The following is a 20,600-nucleotide window of genomic DNA, read 5'->3' as shown; positions in this document are numbered from 1 at the left end:
CAACACCAGAAATCACGTAAAAGATCGATGATTGAATCAATGTCTCAATCAATGAGTACATCAAGGATTGCGTCATTCATATCATCGTTAAAGTTAATCAATTAAGTCTCAACCAATGCTGACCCCGGAGGCCAAATGCACTCTTCTCTAGAAATATCAACACCAAGTACCGCTGATCTGTCCGCTTTACAGTCGTCATCAGTCCACCATGCGCCAGCGACGCAAACGCCTGCCTATGGTGAGTACCGTATCATCCGTCGTAATGGTGCTGTAGTTGGGTTTGAGCCTTCCAAAATTGCTATTGCTGTGACTAAAGCCTTTTTGGCCGTTAACGGTGGCCAGGGTGCAGCATCGGCACGTATCCGCGAGCTCGTCGAGCAGTTAACCGCCAGTGTTGTGTCTGCTCTGGTGCGCAGACAGCCAACCGGCGGCACGTTTCATATAGAAGATATTCAGGATCAGGTTGAACTGGCATTGATGCGTTCTGGTGAACATGATGTTGCCCGTGCCTATGTCTTGTATCGTGCTAAGCGTCAGGAAGAACGTCGCCTTCAGTTAGAGTCACAACAATCCTCCAAAACAGATATCGCCGCACCGCAAATTCACGTCGTTGTTGACGGACAGCGCGTCGCACTCGACATCGCACAAGTACGTAAGCTGATCACAGCTGCCTGCGTCGGTCTGGACAAGCTGGCTGATCCGGAAGCGATTTTGTCCGAAACCCTGAAAAATCTGTACGACGGCGTACCGGTGGAAGAACTGCATAAATCAGCAATCCTGGCTGCGCGTGCGCTAATGGAAAAAGAGCCTGCATACAGCCAGGTGACGGCACGTCTCTTATTACATACAGTCCGTAAAGAAGTGTTCGGTAAAGAAGTTGCTCAGCAAGATGCGGCAGCCGAGTATGTGGATTACTTCCCTAAATTTATCAAAAAAGGTATTGAAGCTGATTTGCTGGATGCCAAGCTTGGTCAGTTTGATCTGAAAAAACTTGCCGATGCGCTGGTTGCCGATCGTGATCTGCAATTTGGCTATATTGGTTTGCAAACTTTGTATGATCGCTACTTCCTGCATGTGCGCGGCACCCGTATTGAAATGCCACAAGCATTCTACATGCGCGTTGCGATGGGTTTGGCGATCAGCGAAATCGATCGTGAAGCCCGTGCGATTGAGTTCTACAATCTCCTGTCCAGCTTTGATTTCATGAGCTCGACGCCGACTTTGTTTAACTCCGGCACACAGCGTTCACAGTTATCCTCATGCTATCTGACTACGGTAGCCGATGATCTCGATGGTATTTACGAAGCGATCAAAGAAAATGCCTTGCTGGCGAAATACGCCGGTGGCCTCGGTAATGACTGGACGCCAGTGCGTTCTCTTGGTGCGCACATCAAAGGTACGAATGGTAAATCACAGGGTGTAGTGCCGTTCCTGAAAGTCGTCAACGACACAGCCGTCGCGGTCAATCAAGGTGGCAAACGTAAAGGTGCTGTCTGCGCTTATCTCGAAACCTGGCACATGGATATCGAAGAGTTCCTCGACCTGCGTAAAAACACGGGTGATGATCGCCGCCGTACACATGACATGAATACCGCTAACTGGATTCCTGATCTGTTCATGAAGCGTGTCATGGAAAAAGGCGACTGGACTCTATTCTCCCCATCCGACGTACCTGATCTGCATGACAAATTCGGTAAAGCCTTCGAAACTGCTTACACCGCGTATGAAGCCAAAGCAGCCAGCGGCGAACTCGAACTGTCGAAAAAAATCCCGGCACTCGACTTGTGGCGCAAGATGTTGTCCATGTTGTTTGAAACAGGCCATCCTTGGATTACCTTCAAAGACCCATGCAACATCCGCTCACCGCAACAGCATGTTGGCGTAGTTCACTCGTCGAATCTGTGTACGGAAATTACCTTGAACACCAACGATAGTGAGATCGCGGTGTGCAATCTGGGTTCGGTCAACATGCCTGCACACATGAAAGATGGCAAGCTGGATCACATCAAGTTACAAAAAACTATCAGCACAGCGATGCGTATGCTGGATAACGTGATCGACATCAACTATTATGCAGTCAAGAAAGCGCGTGACTCGAATCTGCGTCATCGTCCGGTTGGTCTCGGTATCATGGGTTTCCAGGATTGCCTGCACATGATGCGTATCCCTTACGCTTCGATGGACGCAGTTCAGTTTGCTGATACATCGATGGAAGCCGTGTGTTATTACGCTTACCTGGCGTCGACAGAATTAGCAGAAGAGCGTGGTCGTTATAGCTCGTATCGTGGTTCGCTGTGGGATCGTGGCATCCTGCCGCAAGACTCTCTGAAGCTGCTGGCAGAAGAGCGTGGCGGATATCTGGAAGCTGATTTTTCTGAAACCATGGATTGGACAGTGATCCGTGACCGTATCAAACAATACGGTATGCGCAATTCGAACTGTGTTGCGATCGCGCCGACAGCAACGATCTCTAACATTATCGGTGTGTCTGCCTGTATTGAACCGACTTACCAGAATCTGTATGTGAAGTCGAATCTGTCCGGTGAATTTACTGAGATCAACGAACATCTGGTACGTGATCTGAAGGCACGTGGCTTGTGGGACGAAGTCATGATCTCTGATCTTAAATACTTTGACGGCAGCCTGGCAAAGATTGACCGCATTCCTGAAGATCTGCGCGAACTGTATGCAACCGCTTTTGAAGTCAGCCCATCCTGGTTGGTAGAAGCAGCATCCCGTCGTCAGAAATGGATAGATCAGGCGCAGTCTCTGAATATCTATATGGCAGGTGCGTCCGGTAAGAAACTGGATGAAACCTACAAACTGGCTTGGTTGCGTGGTTTGAAAACAACTTACTACCTGCGTACGATAGGTGCAACCCACACTGAAAAATCCACCAGCAAAACGGGTGCGCTGAACGCAGTGGCGGTTGATGGCGGCAGCGGTGGTTATTCTGCAAGCTCTGATACACCGGTAACGGCAGCGCCTGAGGCGGACGGTGCTGCGTGCTATCTGCGTCCCGGTGATGCAGGTTTTGAAGAGTGCGAAGCTTGCCAATAAGCTGGACGAGTCAGCGCTAGCTGGGAACATGTCGAGCAGAAAGAGCACTGTCTGACGACGGGCGCTTTCTGCCAGTCGCAAAGAACGATCTATTTAATAAGTAAGGAATACCAAATGCTTTCTTGGGATGATGAAGTCGCACCAGCCTCTGCTGCGCCAGCCGGATCACCAAAATCTGTTCAACAACCGGATCATGTGCAAGCGGGTCTGAGCTTGCGCACTCAGGAGATTGCGTTGAATCCCGCGCTGGTCGCCAAACCAGCCGTAGTAGCTCCGCAGGATATCGCCCGCCGCGTTAATGCCGCTGACAAACGCATCATCAACGGTCAGACTGACGTTAATCAACTTGTGCCGTTTAAATACAAATGGGCTTGGGATAAGTATTTGGCAGGTTGCGCCAATCACTGGATGCCGCAAGAAATCAATATGCAACGCGATATTGAACTTTGGAAAAGCCCAAATGGTCTGACCGAAGATGAGCGTCGCCTGGTCAAGCGCAATCTGGGATTTTTTGTGACAGCAGATTCACTTGCTGCAAATAATATTGTGCTGGGAACTTATCGTCACATTACAGCGCCAGAATGCCGCCAGTACCTGTTGCGTCAGGCTTTTGAAGAAGCGATTCATACGCACGCCTATCAATATATTGTTGAGTCACTGGGCCTAGATGAGGCTGAAATCTTCAATGCTTACAATGAAGTTGAGTCGATTCGTGATAAAGATCAGTTCTTGATTCCGTTCATTAATGCTTTGACCGATCCAGAATTCAAGACCGGCACAATGGAGACGGATCAGACATTGTTGAAGTCCTTGATCGTGTTTGCCTGTCTGATGGAAGGTTTATTTTTCTACGTCGGCTTCACACAAATTCTGGCGCTTGGTCGTCAGAATAAAATGATGGGCGCGGCAGAACAATATCAATATATTTTGCGTGATGAATCGATGCACTGCAATTTCGGAATCGATTTGATCAACACAATCAAGATGGAAAATCCGCATTTGTGGACCGCGACATTTAGAGATGAAATTAAATCGTTGTTTTTGCGTGCGGTAGAGTTGGAATATCGCTACGCAGAGGATACAATGCCGCGTGGAGTACTAGGTTTGAATGCGCCAATGTTCAAAGGTTATTTACGATTCATCGCAAATCGCCGTGCGCAACAAATCGGACTTGATACTTTGTTTCCGCAGGAAGAAAATCCTTTCCCGTGGATGAGCGAAATGATCGACCTGAAAAAAGAACGCAACTTTTTTGAAACCCGTGTGATTGAGTACCAAACTGGCGGCGCCCTGAATTGGGAATAAAACGCAGCAGCATTCAGATGCATCTGGATGTCTACTCAAGTTCACATGATGTGAAAAACGCGAGAGGCCTCACCAAACTGAATGGACAGTCATAGACCGAATCGATCTACTCTGTTTGTGCCGCGACACCACATAAGTGTCGCGGCTTTCGGTTTTGGAAAAACTCTCGAAACACAAGATACCGACGCCGGCATTTTTTAATGCGGGCGTTTTTTTTGGCTGATTGATTCTGGATGAGCTTATATCCGACGCAGATACATTCTGTGTCGATACGCTTGAGATCAAGCTGCCATATGGCTGAAGTGCTGCATCAGAAGAGGAGATGGAGCAGTTCAGCCGGTGCCAAATTCATTAGCGCAACCAACAGTTTGTTTGCGCCCATGAATAATCCGCTCGTTTCAGAGCTTCATTGAGCGGATTTTAATTGATCAATTTTTTCCATCAAATGAAGGAGAAACAAAATGGCAACAGCACCAAAACCACCAGAGGCAAAGAAAGCCGCTGCGAAAAAACCTGTAGCAAAAGCAGCAGCAAAGCCAGCAGCGAAAAAAGCAGTAGCTAAACCAGCGGCAAAGCCAGCAGCGAAAAAAGCAGCAGCTAAACCAGCGGCAAAGCCAGCAGCGAAAAAAGCAGCAGCTAAGCCAGTGGCAAAGCCAGCAGCGAAAAAAGCAGTAGCTAAGCCAGCGGCAAAGCCAGCAGCGAAAAAAGCAGTAGCTAAACCAGCGGCAAAGCCAGCAGCGAAAAAAGCAGCAGCTAAACCAGCGGCAAAGCCAGCAGCGAAAAAAGCAGCAGCTAAGCCAGCGGCAAAGCCAGCAGCGAAAAAAGCAGCAGCTAAGCCAGCGGCAAAGCCAGCAGCGAAAAAAGCAGTAGCTAAGCCAGTGGCAAAGCCAGCAGCGAAAAAAGCAGTAGCTAAACCAGCGGCAAAGCCAGCAGCGAAAAAAGCAGCAGCTAAACCAGCGGCAAAGCCAGCAGCGAAAAAAGCAGCAGCTAAACCAGCGGCAAAGCCAGCAGCGAAAAAAGCAGCAGCTAAGCCAGCGGCAAAGCCAGCAGCGAAAAAAGCAGCAGCTAAGCCAGCGGCAAAAGTAGCAGCTAAACCTGCGGCGAAGCCAGCAGCAAAAAAAGCAGCAGCAAAGCCAGCAGCTAAAGTAGCAGCTAAGCCAGCTACGCCAGATGCCAAAACCGTGGTGAGCCCAACAGCAGCTTGGCCTTTCCCGACAGGCACACGTCCAGCTTAATTCAGATAGCTTGGACGCCTGATCTTATTCAGGCACAATACCCACTGTGTGATATTCACTCAGTGGGTTTTTTTTAGGGGTCGTCCTGTGTTGCACGGAATTTTTACTTTTGTTATTGATACGATTGCTGGCCTGTTTGCGGGCTTTCTCTTACTCCGTTTCTGGATGCAAGTACAACGTGTCCGGCCTCCAATGGGACTTGCCCAATCAATCTTTCAATTAACAGACTGGCTAGTGCATCCGATCAGACGCGTCATTCCAGGATTTGCCGGTTACGACTGGGCGAGTCTGATTGCCGCTTTTTTCGTCGCATTACTAACGACGCTGGCCGATTTTCTGGTGGTATCCCAAGTGTCCTTGCCCGTGATCGCATTGCTGGCATTATTTAAATTGCTGCAATGTATCCTGTATGGTCTGATGGCATTACTTGTGCTGGAAGCGGTATTTAGCTGGGTCAATCCCCATGCGCCGTTTGCACCGTTTATCCGCACCCTGAATGATCCTATCTTGTCACCGATAAGAAAATTACTGCCTCCGCTTGGAGGGATCGACTTTTCACCGATGGCTGCATTAATCTTGCTTCAGGTATTTAATCGTCTCTTAGTTGAGTTGTTGCCAAGGCTGTTGTTGATGTGAGCAAGACCCTAAGCAGGTGCTGGTCCGGTCGATTGACGCACGGTCAGCTTGGTCTCCAGCATTTCACGTCGCAGCGGTAATTCTGCGTTGACGATACGGTTCACGAGGACACGTGCGGTCAATACCCCGATTTCGTATTTAGGCTGTGCAATGGTGGTCAGCGGAGGTGTGCTGAACGAAGCCAGAGCGATATCATCGTAGCCGATTACTGATAACTCTTCCGGAATCCGCACACCTGCTTGCTGGGCGGCACACAATCCCCCTATTGCCATCAGATCATTGCTCGCAAAAATGGCAGTAGGGCGATCGGGCAGGGCCAACAACTGCTGAAACGCGCTGAAGCCACCCTGGCTGGTAAAGTCGCTGTGTGCAAGGTAATCGCTGTTGAAATCTATGCCCGCCTCTTTCAGTGCACGCAGATAACCGGATACCCGGTCTCCACTAGGCAATAAGGTTTTCGGGCCTGATACGCAGGCGATACGGCGATGTCCCAGATCCAGCAGATATTTGGTCGCCAAATAGCCACCTTGTTCGTGGTCGGCTTCAATAAAATCAGCTGCGACACCGGGAACTTCCCTATCGACCAAGACCTTGGGAATCGCTTCGTCTGCCAATAATTGAGTAAGCTCCAGATCAATCCCAGACGACACCAGGATCAGGCCATCAATCCGTTTTTCCATGAGCACACGGGTGTATGCCGCTTGCTTCTTGGGATCATCATAGGAATTGCAGAGGATAATGTTATAGCCTAGCCGAAAGCTTTCATCTTCGATCCCCTGTATCACCTCAGCGAAATAAGGATTCGAATTATTCGGGATCATCATACCCAGAGTATGGGTCTTGTCATTCTTCAGGCTACGAGCGACGGCACTGGGGATATAGCGCAGCTCCTGAATGACGGACAGTACGCGTTCACGAGCATCTTCGCTGACGACGCGGGTATTGTTGATGACGTGAGAAACCGTGGTGGTGGACACGCGTGCTTTCTCAGCGACCTGCTTCATTGTTGCCATAAAATTTCATCCTCTCTCTGCATGAATTATGACGCATGAATTACAGAAAAAGGTGACTTTTAAAGAATTGACAATGTTGTTTTGATCTTTTCTTGATGCCTCAGGCTGGTTTTATTGCCAGTCCCGCCAGTACCATATCGACGATCAGTTTTTCCGCGTCGTCAAAATCTTTTTTACTCAATTGTTTGCGATTCATGACAAGGTTCATTTGCGTTGCGAAATCGGCATAGGATTGCGTCATTGCCCAGATTGCGAATAGCAGATGGGTAGGATTTACGGCGGCGATCTTACCTTCGGTGATCCATTTTTCAAAAATTTCTATGTCCTTGCGCAATAAAGGGACAACTTTTTTCCGGATATCGGCACCATACACTTTGGCTCCGCCGATGACTTCCATTGCATAGACCCGTGAACCCCAGGGCTGGTCACGTGAAAAGCGGAGTTTTGCCACGATGTAATCACGCAGCAATTCTTCCGGCTCACGGCTGTCGTCAGCAAGACTATTCATACGTTCCAGCCAGACATGCAATACATCATCCAGCACGCGCTGATAGAGCGCTTGTTTGCTTGGGAAGTAATACAGCAGGTTCTGTTTGGACAAACCAACTTGTTCCGCAATTGTGGCAACCGATGTGCCCTCGTAACCGCATTCGGCAAACAGGCGTACCGCTTGTGCCAGAATTTCTGCTTCTAATTTATCGCGATTTTGCAGACGCCGGTTAATCGTCGCTGATTTTGCTGAAGGCGCTTTACCGGGGAGATTTTTTTCAATGTCCAATAGTGTCATGACAGGTGCGTAAGAAGTGACTCAGTTGTTCGGAATTGGTATAGGCAACATTGAAACGGAACCAGACCGTACCGGCGGGGGCGATCGAAAAAAAATCGCCCGGGGACAATAATATGCCTGCTTTTAACGCCTGGTCTGCAATCAGTTTGGCGTTGAATTCTGGCGTAGACGGGGTTTGCCAGCCAGCGCTGATAAACATGCCGCCACGAGGTTTTGCCAATGGCCTCATGCCAGCCTGCTGCAACATGTGCATGCTGCTTTCCCGTGCAGTATCTAGCTGGTGGATAAGTTGTTCCAGCATCCGGCGATAAGGCCGGGCCGTAATTGCATATAACACCGCGCGCTCATTAATCTCCGAGGTAGTCAGTCCGGCCAGCATCTTGATCCGCACTAATTCGCTCACCAGGGAGGCTGATGCCGTGATCGAACCAACTCTTAATGCCGGTGATAGTGTTTTAGAAAAACTACCGACCCGTATCACACGACGTAATCCATCCATCGCGGCCAAAGAAGGATCGCTGCGTGCGCTCAGGTCCCGGTAAATGTCATCTTCAACGATCCAGAAATCAAAACGTTCTGCCATGCTCAGCAGACGGTGCGCCTGCGCATGGCTGAGTGAGGTGCCGAGGGGATTGTGTAACACGGTATTAACAAACATCAGCTTGGGCTGATGAATGGTCGCTTTCTCTTGCAGAACATCAAAATCCAGGCCTTGTTCGTCACGTGGTATGCCAACGGGGATGCAACCATGATGGCGAATCAGCGACAGCAGATTGCTATAGCCAGGATCTTCCACAAAAACACAGTCGCCCGGCTTTGTCAGCGTTCGCAAGATCAGATCAAAGCCATGGGTAGCGCCATGTGTCAGCACAATCTGATCCGGCTCAACTGCAAACAGCGCATCTCCCAGGCTGCTTGCCAGATGCTGCCGCAAACTAGGGAAGCCCAGTGGATTACCATAGCCGCGCATGCGGCAGGTCGGGATGCGCATCGCATGTCGAACCGCGTCCAGAATTGTTGATTCCCCATACCATTCCGGCGGCAGCCAGCCAGAACCCGCAGGCAGTGCATCTGATACACCGGTATATAAATCAGGACTCAACGCATCGATACTGAGGGGTAACACTTGTTGAGTCAGTGCAGGACGGGCAGAGGGACTTTCGCACCGCGCTACAAAATAACCCGAACCACGGCGTGACGACAGCAGACACGTTGTCAGCAAACGGTCATAGGATTCGACCACAGTAAAGGTGCTGACGCCATTCGATTTGGCAAACTGCCGCACCGAGGGCATCTTCGTGCCTATACCTAAGTCACCCGCATTCACCAGGGCAGTGATTGCCAGCACAATTTGATCCACCAGGCTGCCACGCTTGCTGCGATCAAGTTGCAGTACGGGCCAGCGCACTTCCTTGTCATCACCGTTCCGGTTGTCTGGCAATTTATCAACAGCATGGCCACTCTCTATTCCCTGTTGCATCTATACACCTCTACCTTATTCAATATTGCCCAATCTGATTACGAGTGATGACGCGCCTCAATAGCGATGCGCATCAACCGACTTTCATTGAACACGAGCCGGCGGTGTCTGACGGCATTCAGCTGGATTACCAACTGTAGTGCCTGGCTGACCAATACGGTTGCTGGTTTTTTCTGTATCTGTCTATGTCGCCATCTATGCTGCCGTCCTTATGCTGCTGCCTACTATTGCAACATAGTTTTACCAGATGGTAAATAGTTTTTCCAATAACAGGAGCTTCCCATGTATGAATCCCGTCCCGAAGAAATGAATCCGTTCTGGATGCCTTTTACTGCTAATCGTGATTTCAAAAGTAATCCGCGCCTGCTGGTCTCCGCTGAGGGAATGCATTACCGCGATGTCGATGGCAATACCATTCTCGATGGTACGGCAGGGTTATGGTGTGTACCGCTGGGACATGCACAGCCGAAATTGGTGAAAGCAGTGCAGGACATGGTGGCGCAACTGGATTTTGCGCCGACTTTCCAGATGGGGCATCCTTCCGCTTTTGAACTCGCTGATCGCCTGATGAGTTATACCAATCATCGCTTTGGCCAGGTTTTTTATACCAATTCAGGATCAGAGGCGGTCGATACCGCACTCAAGATGGCACTGGCATATCACCGTGCACGCGGCGATGCAACGCGTAACCGCCTGATCGGTCGCGAGCGCGGTTATCACGGCGTGGGCTTCGGGGGTATGTCTGTCGGTGGTATCGCGAATAATCGCAAAACTTTTGGCAGCTTGCTACCAGGCGTCGATCATTTACCGCATACCCATAATCTGGAAAAAAACGCATTCACCCGCGGCGAGCCAGAGTATGGTGCGCATCTCGCGGATGAGCTGGAGCGTCTGGTCGCTTTGCATGATGCCTCGACGATTGCGGCTGTCATCGTAGAGCCACTGGCAGGCTCTACCGGTGTCTTAGTACCGCCCAAAGGATATCTGAAACGGCTGCGGGAGCTTTGCACCAAGCATGGCATCTTGCTGATTTTTGATGAAGTGATTACGGGCTTCGGTCGCCTGACGACACCGTTCGCTTTTGATTATTTTGATGTTGAACCGGATCTGGTGACGGTGGCCAAAGGCTTGACGAATGGCGTGGTTCCTATGGGGGCAGTTTTTTCTAAACAGCATATTTATGATGCCTTCATGCAGGGTCCTGCCGGTATTGAGTTATTCCACGGCTATACCTATTCCGGTCATCCATTGGCCTGCGCTGCTGCACTAGCAAGTCTGGATATTTTTGAAGAGCAAAAAGTGCTTGAGCATGCGCGTGGCATGACAGAGTATTGGGCCGATGCCGTGCATTCGCTGAAAGGCTTGCCGCATGTAATCGATCTCCGCAATCTGGGACTGATTGCAGGGGTTGAGCTGGCATCCATACCAGGCAGGCCCGGCGCCAGAGCGTTCGATGCATTCAAACGCGCATTTGCCGATGGCATTCTGATCCGTGTCACGGGCGACATCATCGCTTTATCACCACCGCTGATATTAGAAAAATCACATATCGACGAACTCTTCGGCAAGCTGGCAAAAATTTTAAAAACGCTCGATTGAGTGATCTCTTCAACTCAATAACTATGAGCGTGTATCAGACCTAAGCCAGACGACTAACTATACAAATAATGAACCAGGACTTACTCAAAAAGACAAGCTGCTTACCATAATCAATATGGAATCCGCAGGTTCTATGCGGCTTGCGGAGGCATTTCGTGCCAACAGGCGCATGCAGCCTGCGGAGTCGTTTTGGGAATTTCTAAAAACCCTTTACCGATATCCCATGGAAACGCTTATTCCTATTTTTTCTATGTATCAGCGTTTCCGTTTTTTTGTGATGAGCGGTCTTGGTTTTTGCGTTATTCCTATGAACTAATTAACTAACTAACTAAATAAGTAAGAACGAAATGAGAAACCCATTATGAGTGCATTGATGAACCGAGATACCATTCCCCACTTCATCGCGGGTGAGAAGCAGGATACCAGCAGCGGGCGTTATGCCGACGTCTACAACCCGGCGCTGGGCGTGCCGGTTGCCCGTGTTGCACTGGCATCGGTTGAAGAGGTCGACCAGGCCGTTGCCGCCGCTGCCAACGCGTTCCCGTCCTGGGCAAATACGCCGCCACTGACGCGTGCGCGCGTGTTGTTCAGGTATCTGCAACTGCTGCAAGAACATGCAGATCGTTTTGCCGAAATGCTGACGCGGGAGCATGGTAAAACCTTTGCCGATGCCCAGGGTGAGGTTGCCCGCGGTATCGAAGTCGTCGAATTTGCCTGCGGTATTCCTCACCTCCTGAAAGGGGAATTCAGCGACCAGATCGCGCGTAGTATTGATGCCTGCTCATTCCGTCAGCCACTTGGCGTGGTCGCAGGGATTACACCATTCAATTTTCCGGCGATGGTACCGATGTGGATGTTTCCGGTAGCGCTTGCCTGCGGTAATACTTTTGTACTGAAGCCGTCGGAGCGTGATCCTTCGCCATCGATTCTGCATGCCGAATTGCTGAAGCAGGCTGGCTTGCCGGATGGTGTGTTCAATGTCGTACAAGGTGACAAGACCGCGGTTGATGCCTTGCTAGATCACCCGCAGGTACAGGCAATCAGCTTCGTCGGCTCCACCCCGATCGCCGAATATATTTATACCCGTGGCAGCGCCAATGGCAAGCGCGTACAGGCATTGGGCGGTGCAAAAAATCATATGGTCGTGATGCCGGATGCCGAGATGGAAATGGCAGTCGATGCCCTGATCGGCGCGGCATATGGTTCAGCGGGTGAACGTTGCATGGCAATTTCTGTCGCAGTTGCTGTGGGTGGTGCGGCCGATGAACTGGTTGCCGCCCTCGCAGAAAAAACACGAGCATTGAAAATCAATGACGGCATGGCTGCCGGAGCCGAAATGGGGCCGGTCGTCAGTCTCGCGGCCAAGCAGCGTATAGAAAAACTGATCGGTCAAGGCGTAGAGCAGGGCGCTGATCTGGTGGTTGACGGGCGCGGACACAAAGTGGCCGGGCGTGAGAATGGTTTCTTTATAGGGGGCACTTTATTTGATCGCGTAACGCCAGAAATGACGATTTATCAGGAAGAGATTTTTGGACCCGTATTGTGCGTGGTACGTGTGCCTGATATTGCGAGTGCGGTTCAACTGATCAATCAACATGAATATGGCAACGGCGTCGCGATTTTTACCCGCGATGGTGGTGTGGCGCGTGAGTTTGTCCGACAAATACAAGTCGGTATGGTTGGTGTCAATGTGCCTTTGCCTGTGCCGATGGCCTTCCATAGTTTTGGTGGCTGGAAGCGTAGTCTGTTTGGCGATCATCATGTCTATGGCCCTGAGGGGGTACGTTTTTATACCCGCACCAAGGCGGTCATGCAGCGCTGGCCTGATTCTGCAAAAGGCCATGGCAGTGCCGGTGCAGAATTTGCCTTTCCGCAAATGAAATAATAGGCAGAAATGTTCTGGAATGGTGCAGTGCAAATCAGAAATGTGCCAAATAGCAGCGTAAAAGTGGTAATTTTTGTTTTTACCAAGTGGTAAATATTGGCACGAGGTTTGCTAGCTGTTTCAGGGAATACCGAATGGGTGCCAGCAGCATTGTTAGTCGTCACAGATACTCAAAATAGCCACGGATAGCGGAATGAGAATGTCCGCTGTTTTCCCAGTCAAGATAATAAGTAGGAATGCATGATGATTGAATCTTCCTCTCCGCTGACACAGTGTTCGCCATTGTCTCAGCTAGCACATCTCGCTCAGCCAGATGCGAGCAACGAAGCACTCGCGGCGCGTTTTACTGACCTGGCTCCCGCCCTGAGCATGCGTCAGGCACTGATAGAAAGCCAGCGTTGCCTGTATTGTTACGATGCGCCTTGCACCCGTATTTGCCCATCTGATATTGATGTTGCCAGTTTTATCCGTAATATCGCCAATGAGAATATCAATGGCGCTGCCAAGACTATTCTGCAAGAGAATATTCTAGGTGGCAGTTGTTCTCGTGTATGCCCGACTGAAATCCTGTGTGAACAAGCTTGCGTGCGCAATCATGATGCTGAAGCTCAGCCGGTCAAGATCGGGCTGTTGCAGCGTCATGCGATTGATCATATGGATTTTCAATCTCATCCATTTCAGCGTGCTGCCGCGACTGGGCGCACGGTCGCGGTGGTTGGCGCGGGACCCGCTGGCCTGTCCTGCGCGCATCGCCTGGCGATGCTGGGCAATGACGTCGTTATTTTTGAATCCCACGCGAAACCGGGTGGCCTGAACGAGTATGGGATTGCCAAATACAAGCTGACTGAGGATTTTGCTCAGCGTGAAGTGCAGTTCTTGCTTGAAATAGGCGGCATCACGATTCAGTACGAACATACCTTGGGCGGTAATTTACAGCTCAGCGAGTTACGTGAAAAATATGATGCGGTGTTTCTCGGTATCGGTCTTGGCGCTAGCCGTCAACTTGGCCTGACAGGAGAAGATGCTCCCGGTTTGCTGGCAGCAGTCGATTACATTGCCGAATTGCGTCAGGCTAATGATCTGAGTAAATTACCGCTCCCATCAACATGCCTTGTGATCGGCGCAGGGAATACCGCCATTGATATGGCAGTACAGATCGCCAAACTTGGCGCGGAGGATGTCACCGTAGTGTATCGCCGTGGCACAGAGGCGATGTCAGCCACCGGGCATGAGCAGGAGATCGCTAAGGCGCATCAGGTCAGATTAAAAACCTGGGCTCAGCCTCAGCAGGTATTGCTGGATGATGCCGGTAAGGTACGTGGTATGCTCTTTGAGAAAACGCGTATGGAAGGCAATCGTCTGATGGGTACTGGTGAGACATTTGAACTGCCTGCACAGGCGATTTTTAAAGCCATCGGTCAGTCTTTGGATGCAGTCTCACTCAGCGATCCTCTAGCCCATGACCTGTCAAAAGACGGCGATAAAATTGCGGTCGATGATCAGTTCCGTACCTCACTTATTGGCGTCTATGCGGGAGGCGATTGCGTGGCTCCCGGGCAGGATCTGACAGTGCAGGCAGTTCAGCACGGCAAACTTGCCGCTGCAGCGATTCATCAGAACCTGATGTCTGCAGCATTGTCCACAACATCGCCCGCTCCATCATCCAGCTCAACGACAAAAAGGGAGGTTGCATAATGGCCGATCTCAGCATTAATTTCGCCGGTATTAAAGCACCGAATCCATTCTGGCTCGCGTCCGCACCACCGACAGACAAAGCCTATAACGTGATCCGAGCCTTTGAAGCCGGTTGGGGTGGTGTTGTCTGGAAAACTTTGGGCGAAGATCCGGCACCCGTGAATGTGTCTTCACGCTATTCCGCGCACTTTGGCAAAAATCGTGAAGTCATCGGTTTCAATAATATTGAGCTGATCACCGACCGCAGCCTGGAGATTAATCTGCGTGAAATCACGCAGGTAAAAAAAGACTGGCCGGATCGCGCTATGATCGTTTCCATGATGTATCCATGCGAGGAGTCAATCTGGAAATCCGTATTGCCACTGGTGGAAGCAACCGGCGCGGACGCGATTGAACTGAATTTCGGTTGCCCGCACGGCATGCCAGAACGCGGTATGGGGGCGGCGGTAGGGCAGGTGCCGGAATATGTAGAAATGGTCACGCGCTGGTGCAAGCAATATTGCTCTTTGCCAGTGATCGTTAAACTCACTCCCAATATCACTGACGTCCGTATGCCAGCACGCGCTGCGCATAATGGTGGCGCCGATGCAGTCTCGCTGATCAATACCATCAACTCAATTACCTCGATTGACCTTGATAGCATGGTAGCGCGTCCTATCGTCGGCGGTAAGAGCACGCATGGCGGTTATTGCGGTTCTGCCGTGAAGCCAATTGCTTTAAATATGGTGGCAGAAATCGCCCGGGATCCTGCGACGCAGGGCTTGCCGATTTCCGGTATTGGGGGCATCGGTAACTGGCGTGACGCGGCAGAATTCATAGCTCTCGGTGCGGGTTCGGTGCAGGTGTGTACAGCAGCGATGTTGCATGGTTTTCGCATCGTCGAAGACATGAAAGATGGTCTGTCACGCTGGATGGATGAAAAAGGCTACACCACGATTGAGGATTTTCGTGGCAAGGCGGTTGCTAACACGACCGACTGGAAATATCTGAATACGAACTTCAAATCCATCGCGCAGATCAATCAGGATAATTGTATTCAATGCGGCCGTTGCTATATCGCCTGCGAAGACACATCGCATCAATCGATCGCTCAGCTGATCGCTGAAAATGGTCAGCGCACATACGAAGTAATTAAAGAAGAATGTGTAGGCTGCAACCTCTGTCAAATCACGTGCCCGGTTGAAAACTGTATTACGATGGTCGCAGAAGACACAGGCAAACCGTATATGAACTGGACCCAGGATCCGCGTAATCCACGAGCAGAAAATTTGATCAAAGCATAAAAGTGCCTCCATCAATCTACGGATTGCGCTCGATCCAGAGCGCAATCCTTTTGCATTCATAGGCAGCATCGCTAGCGTAGCTAAACCGATAATACCGATAACACTGGCATTACGGACAGCACAGATAAACCACCGAAGGAGAGGCAAACGTGAACAAATCAGCGGCAAGCAGCGAACTCTGGAACGAAGATCTGGCACCGACCAGCGAGGCGCAGCGCACCTGGCGCTGGTATCATTTTGCGGCTCTGTGGGTGGGTATGGTGATGTGTATTCCTGCCTATACTCTGGCGGCAAGCCTGATCGAAGGCGGTATGTCTGCATCAGAAGCCGTGGTGACGGTTTTCCTTGCGAATGCGATCGTGCTGGTGCCGATGCTGTTGATTGGTCACGCTGGTACTAAATACGGTATTCCTTATGCTGTATTGGCGCGTAGTTCCTTCGGCACCAAAGGCGCACGCCTGCCAGCCTTGATGCGGGCGATTGTTGCCTGTGGCTGGTACGGTATCCAGACCTGGTTTGGCGGTATGATGATTTATACGCTGGCAGGTGTGTTGCTCGGCCACTCTCTCGGTGGCGACAAGATCGCCGGTCTCGGCATCAATGGCGCGCAGTTCGCTTGCTTCCTCGCTTTCTGGGCTATCCAGTTCTGGTACATCTTTCACGGTATGGATTCCATCCGTAAATTAGAAACCTACACGGCGCCCTTAAAAATCGTGATTTGTTTTGTCTTGTTGGGCTGGGTATATCACAAGGCAGGCGGTTTTGGCCCGATTCTTGATCAGCCATCGCAGTTTGTCGAAGGCGGTAAAAAAGCAGGGCAGTTCTGGACAACATTCTGGCCTTCACTGACAGCAATGATCGGTTTTTGGGCGACGCTGGCATTGAATATTCCTGACTTCACACGCTTTGCTAAATCACAGCGCGATCAGGTGCTGGGACAAAGTGTCGGTTTGCCGGTACCCATGGGTTTGCTGGCGATGCTGGCAGTGATCGTGACTTCGGCAACCGTAGTGTTATATGGCAAGGCGATCTGGGATCCGGTCGATCTGGCGAGCCGCATGACGGGAGTAGCGGTGCTGATTGCGTTGCTGATTTTGCTGATTGATACCGTCAGCGTAAATCTGGCTGCGAACCTGGTAGGACCTGCCTATGATTTTTCTGCACTCAGTCCCAAACTGATCAGTTATAAAACCGGTGGCTACATCACAGCGTTTATCGCGATTGCGTTGATGCCATGGAAAATACTGGAATCAACGCAGGGATATATTTTTACCTGGCTGATCGGCTATTCTGCTTTGCTGGGGCCGATTGCCGGGATACTGATTATTGATTATTACTTCATCCGTAAAACCACGCTCGACGTTGATCAGTTGTATCAGGAGAATGGCAAATATTCTTATGGAAATGGCTGGAATATGGCGGCCATCGCCGCCTTCGTCATCGGTGTGGTGCCGAATATTCCCGGTTTCTTGAACGCGGCTTTCCCTACCTCATTCCCTGATACCTCCGATCTGTTTAAAACGATCTATACCTACGCTTGGTTTGTCGGCCTGGTGTTGTCGGGATTCGTGTATCTGGTCCTGATGAAGGGCAAGCCGGATCAACTCCTAGTCGTACCGCAACCGCAATAAAGCATGATTATTGATTGAATCATCGTTACGCTATTCCAGAACTATCAGGAGACCAGTATGAGCATATTGATACGCGGCGGTACCGTCGTGAACGCAGACCGTGAATTCAAGGCAGATGTCTTGTGCGCTGATGGAAAAATCGTCGCTATCGGCGAGAATTTACCTGCGCCTGCCGGTGCTCAGGTCGTTGATGCAGGCGGACAATATGTCATGCCAGGCGGGATCGATCCTCACACACATATGAATCTGCCTTTCATGGGTACGGTTACGGCAGATGATTTCTTTACCGGCACTGCTGCTGGTCTGGCTGGTGGTACGACGACCATTATCGATTTTGTGATCCCGAATCCACAGCAGTCGCTGACGGAGGCCTATCAGACCTGGCGCGGCTGGGCGAAAAAATCAGCCGGCGACTACAGTTTTCATGTAGCCGTGACATGGTGGGACGATAGCGTACATGCCGATATGGGAACGCTGGTACGTGACTACGGCGTGAATAGTTTCAAGCATTTTATGGCCTATAAAAACGCCATCATGGCCGATGATGAGGTCCTGGTAAAAAGCTTCAAGCGTGCTTTAGAGTTGGGCGCAATGCCGACGGTACATGCTGAAAACGGCGAGTTGGTTTTTTTACTTCAGCAAGAGTTATTGAAAAAAGGGTTTACCGGTCCGGAGGCGCATCCGTTATCACGCCCGCCTATGGTCGAGGGCGAGGCGGCGAATCGCGCGATTGCCATTGCGAATGTCCTGAATACGCCAATCTATATCGTCCATGTCTCTTGCATTGAATCACTGGAAGCGATTACCCGTGCCCGTAGCAAAGGTCAGCGCGTATTCGGTGAAGTATTGGCCGGGCATTTGACGATTGACGATAGTGTCTATCGCCATCCTGATTTTGAATATGCTGCTGGTCATGTGATGAGCCCACCATTTCGGTCTAAAGAACACCAGGCGGCATTGTGGCAAGGGCTGCAAGGCGGCAACCTGCATACAACGGCGACCGATCATTGCACCTTTTGCGACAGCCAAAAAGCGGCGGGGAAAAATGACTTTACCAAAATCCCGAATGGCTGTGGTGGTGTAGAAGATCGTATGGCCGTCATCTGGGATGCCGGTGTCAACAGCGGCAAACTGACACCCTCTGAATTCGTCAAGGTGACCTCAACCAATGCGGCGCAGATTTTTAATATCTATCCGCGTAAAGGCGTGGTTGCGGTTGGTGCTGATGCCGATATCGTCATCTGGGATCCGCAGGGATCAAGGACGATTTCGGCCAAGACACAATTTGCGAAAGGCGGCTTTAATGTATTTGAAGGACGTACTGTGCGCGGCATTCCTAGTCATACAGTCAGCGGCGGCAAGCTGGTATTTAAACAGGGTGAATTGTTCGCGGTAGAGGGCGCGGGACAACATGTGGACAGACCGGCGTTCTCACCAATGTTTGATGCCCTGGGACGCATGGCCCAGCATGCTGCACCTCTTGCTGTGCAGCGCTAATGCCGATATTCAGGCAGTAATTCTGCCTTAAAAACAGACTGTAAAAAGAGACTTTAAAACCGGACTAACAACAAGCTTCAAAACTAAGTTCTAATCTGTAGTAAAGAAAAGGAATAAGCATGAATACGGATGGCGTAAGAATTAACGGTGATCGTCTGTGGAACTCGCTGATGGAGCTGGCGCAGATCGGCGCCACCGCTAAAGGTGGCGTGAAGCGCCTCGCTCTGACGGATCTCGATAAACAAGGTCGCGATCTGGTAACTGGTTGGGCCAGAGAGGCAGGTATGTCGGTCACAGTAGACCAGATCGGTAATGTATTTATGCGTCGCGATGGCACTAACAATGCCTTGCCACCAATTGTATCTGGAAGCCATATCGACACCCAGCCAACCGGCGGCAAGTTTGATGGCAATTACGGTGTGCTGGCTGCGCTTGAAGTAGTGCGAACCCTGAACGATCATCAGATCAAAACGGAAGCGCCGATTGAGGTCGCATTCTGGACTAATGAAGAGGGTTCGCGCTTTGTTCCTGTCATGATGGGTTCTGGTGTGTTCTGCGGCGCATTTTCGCTAGAGCATGCGTACGCGGCTAAGGATGTCGATGGCAAGACCGTCAAAGATGAGCTTGAAAGGATCGGCTATCTGGGTCAGCAAACACCCGGTGATCATCCCATCGGTGCGTATTTTGAGACCCACATTGAACAAGGCCCGGTACTCGAAGATGCCGACAAAGTGATTGGTGTTGTTCCTGCCGTGATGGGCTTGTCCTGGTATGACTGTGTCGTTACCGGCATGGAAGCACACGCAGGTCCGACGCCAATGCATCTGCGTAAAGACGCTCTGCAAATTGCCACCAGAATCATGCAGGAAGTGGTCAACATCGGTAATCGTTATCCGCCGTACGGACGCGGCACGGTCGGCATGGTGCAGGTTTTTCCGAATAGTCGTAATGTGATTCCCGGTGAGGTCAAATTCAGTATCGATTTACGCAACGTCAATGATGCCTTGCTAAATACCATGCATGAAGAGATTCTGACATTTGTCGGTAAGACAGCGAGTGACAGTGGCCTGAATATCACGATTGACAGAGTGTCCTACTACCCGCCTTGCCCATTCCATCCCGACTGTGTTGATGCGGTGCGCAGCGCTACAGATAAACTCGGTTATTCAACGATGGATGTTGTATCCGGAGCAGGGCATGATGCGATTTATACAGCGCGCCTGGCACCGTCCGGTATGATTTTTGTCCCGTGCAAAGACGGGATCAGCCACAACGAAATTGAAGACGCAAAGTCAGAGCATCTTGAGGCAGGCTGCAATGTCTTGCTGCTGGCAATGCTGGAGCGAGCTAAAGTCGTCGCGTAATCCAGCTGAGGTGAATGCTTAGTGTTAGATGCGCAGGGCTTAGTGCTTAGTATTTAGTACTTAGTTTCACCACCCAAGCTTGCCATGAATGTAGATTCAATTCCTGTTACTGGTTGATATTCGAACCGCT

The 20,600-nt window shown here is 50.6% G+C and carries 14 protein-coding genes; 11 read left to right on the top strand and 3 right to left on the bottom strand.

From position 1 onward, the window contains the following. The first annotated feature begins 135 nt into the window (after positions 1–135). The 4 genes from ACO0LE_RS13350 (at position 136) to ACO0LE_RS13335 (ending at position 6,236) form a co-directional block, all read left to right on the top strand. Positions 136–3,060, top strand: coding sequence for a ribonucleoside-diphosphate reductase subunit alpha (locus ACO0LE_RS13350; RefSeq protein ID WP_422960848.1), 2,925 nt, complete (start codon positions 136–138; stop codon positions 3,058–3,060). A 114-nt stretch (positions 3,061–3,174) separates the two neighbouring features. After that, a complete protein-coding gene (locus ACO0LE_RS13345; RefSeq protein WP_422960847.1) occupies positions 3,175–4,365 on the top strand; it encodes a ribonucleotide-diphosphate reductase subunit beta in 1,191 nt (396 codons plus the stop codon). 461 nt (positions 4,366–4,826) lie between these two features. Continuing rightward, the gene (locus ACO0LE_RS13340) at positions 4,827–5,600 is read left to right on the top strand and encodes a histone (RefSeq protein ID WP_422960846.1); all 774 of its coding nucleotides are present in this window, start codon (positions 4,827–4,829) and stop codon (positions 5,598–5,600) included. Between the two features lie 87 nt (positions 5,601–5,687). Next, positions 5,688–6,236, top strand: coding sequence for a YggT family protein (locus tag ACO0LE_RS13335; protein ID WP_422960845.1), 549 nt, complete (start codon positions 5,688–5,690; stop codon positions 6,234–6,236). A gap of 8 nt (positions 6,237–6,244) precedes the next feature. Here the strand turns inward: ACO0LE_RS13335 and ACO0LE_RS13330 are convergent, their stop codons facing one another. The 3 genes from ACO0LE_RS13330 to ACO0LE_RS13320 all read right to left on the bottom strand — a co-directional run bounded on the left by ACO0LE_RS13330 (position 6,245) and on the right by ACO0LE_RS13320 (position 9,516). After that, positions 6,245–7,249 (bottom strand): LacI family DNA-binding transcriptional regulator, encoded by a 1,005-nt coding sequence (locus tag ACO0LE_RS13330; protein WP_422960844.1) that lies wholly within the window; start codon positions 7,247–7,249, stop codon positions 6,245–6,247. A 100-nt stretch (positions 7,250–7,349) separates the two neighbouring features. Then, complete coding sequence (locus tag ACO0LE_RS13325) at positions 7,350–8,036, bottom strand: TetR/AcrR family transcriptional regulator (protein WP_422960843.1); 687 nt, start codon at positions 8,034–8,036, stop codon at positions 7,350–7,352. Continuing rightward, entirely contained in the window at positions 8,017–9,516 is a 1,500-nt protein-coding gene (locus tag ACO0LE_RS13320) for a PLP-dependent aminotransferase family protein (protein WP_422960842.1), read from the bottom strand. Before ACO0LE_RS13320 ends, ACO0LE_RS13325 begins: the two co-directional genes overlap by 20 nt. A 282-nt stretch (positions 9,517–9,798) precedes the next feature. On the opposite strand from ACO0LE_RS13320, the gene ACO0LE_RS13315 reads away from it, so the two are divergent. The 7 genes from ACO0LE_RS13315 to ACO0LE_RS13285 all read left to right on the top strand — a co-directional run bounded on the left by ACO0LE_RS13315 (position 9,799) and on the right by ACO0LE_RS13285 (position 20,470). Next, a complete protein-coding gene (locus ACO0LE_RS13315) occupies positions 9,799–11,115 on the top strand; it encodes an aspartate aminotransferase family protein (RefSeq protein WP_422960841.1) in 1,317 nt (438 codons plus the stop codon). Between the two features lie 361 nt (positions 11,116–11,476). Beyond that, positions 11,477–13,000 carry a CoA-acylating methylmalonate-semialdehyde dehydrogenase gene (locus ACO0LE_RS13310; protein ID WP_422960840.1) on the top strand — a complete coding sequence of 508 codons (1,524 nt, stop codon included), beginning with the start codon at positions 11,477–11,479 and terminating at the stop codon, positions 12,998–13,000. A gap of 243 nt (positions 13,001–13,243) precedes the next feature. After that, positions 13,244–14,695, top strand: a complete 1,452-nt coding sequence (locus ACO0LE_RS13305) for an NAD(P)-dependent oxidoreductase (RefSeq protein ID WP_422960839.1) — start codon at positions 13,244–13,246, stop codon at positions 14,693–14,695. Further along, complete coding sequence (preA, locus tag ACO0LE_RS13300) at positions 14,695–15,978, top strand: NAD-dependent dihydropyrimidine dehydrogenase subunit PreA (protein ID WP_422960838.1); 1,284 nt, start codon at positions 14,695–14,697, stop codon at positions 15,976–15,978. Before ACO0LE_RS13305 ends, preA begins: the two co-directional genes overlap by 1 nt. A gap of 149 nt (positions 15,979–16,127) precedes the next feature. Next, positions 16,128–17,609: an NCS1 family nucleobase:cation symporter-1 gene (locus tag ACO0LE_RS13295; protein WP_422960837.1), complete on the top strand. Its 1,482-nt coding sequence runs from the start codon at positions 16,128–16,130 to the stop codon at positions 17,607–17,609. Positions 17,610–17,666: 57 nt separating this feature from the next. Continuing rightward, positions 17,667–19,106, top strand: coding sequence for a dihydropyrimidinase (gene hydA / locus ACO0LE_RS13290; protein ID WP_422960836.1), 1,440 nt, complete (start codon positions 17,667–17,669; stop codon positions 19,104–19,106). Positions 19,107–19,225: 119 nt separating this feature from the next. Continuing rightward, a complete protein-coding gene (locus ACO0LE_RS13285) occupies positions 19,226–20,470 on the top strand; it encodes a Zn-dependent hydrolase (RefSeq protein WP_422960835.1) in 1,245 nt (414 codons plus the stop codon). Positions 20,471–20,600 lie beyond the last annotated feature (130 nt).

This window comes from Undibacterium sp. Xuan67W, from assembly GCF_049340165.1.
Taxonomy (GTDB): domain Bacteria; phylum Pseudomonadota; class Gammaproteobacteria; order Burkholderiales; family Burkholderiaceae_D; genus Undibacterium.
The sequence above is the reverse complement of the archived record's forward strand: the minus strand, read 5'-3'. Positions and strand labels throughout refer to the sequence as shown.

Excerpts from the sequence above, each read along its gene's own strand:
- hydA (WP_422960836.1), top strand. The coding sequence starts at position 17,667 with ATGAGCATATTGATACGCGGCGGTACCGTCGTGAACGCAGACCGTGAA.
- ACO0LE_RS13320 (WP_422960842.1), bottom strand. The coding sequence starts at position 9,516 with ATGCAACAGGGAATAGAGAGTGGCCATGCTGTTGATAAATTGCCAGAC.
- ACO0LE_RS13350 (WP_422960848.1), top strand. The coding sequence starts at position 136 with ATGCACTCTTCTCTAGAAATATCAACACCAAGTACCGCTGATCTGTCC.
- ACO0LE_RS13315 (WP_422960841.1), top strand. The coding sequence starts at position 9,799 with ATGTATGAATCCCGTCCCGAAGAAATGAATCCGTTCTGGATGCCTTTT.
- ACO0LE_RS13345 (WP_422960847.1), top strand. The coding sequence starts at position 3,175 with ATGCTTTCTTGGGATGATGAAGTCGCACCAGCCTCTGCTGCGCCAGCC.
- ACO0LE_RS13305 (WP_422960839.1), top strand. The coding sequence starts at position 13,244 with ATGATTGAATCTTCCTCTCCGCTGACACAGTGTTCGCCATTGTCTCAG.
- ACO0LE_RS13340 (WP_422960846.1), top strand. The coding sequence starts at position 4,827 with ATGGCAACAGCACCAAAACCACCAGAGGCAAAGAAAGCCGCTGCGAAA.
- ACO0LE_RS13285 (WP_422960835.1), top strand. The coding sequence starts at position 19,226 with ATGAATACGGATGGCGTAAGAATTAACGGTGATCGTCTGTGGAACTCG.
- ACO0LE_RS13330 (WP_422960844.1), bottom strand. The coding sequence starts at position 7,249 with ATGGCAACAATGAAGCAGGTCGCTGAGAAAGCACGCGTGTCCACCACC.
- ACO0LE_RS13325 (WP_422960843.1), bottom strand. The coding sequence starts at position 8,036 with ATGACACTATTGGACATTGAAAAAAATCTCCCCGGTAAAGCGCCTTCA.
- ACO0LE_RS13310 (WP_422960840.1), top strand. The coding sequence starts at position 11,477 with ATGAGTGCATTGATGAACCGAGATACCATTCCCCACTTCATCGCGGGT.
- preA (WP_422960838.1), top strand. The coding sequence starts at position 14,695 with ATGGCCGATCTCAGCATTAATTTCGCCGGTATTAAAGCACCGAATCCA.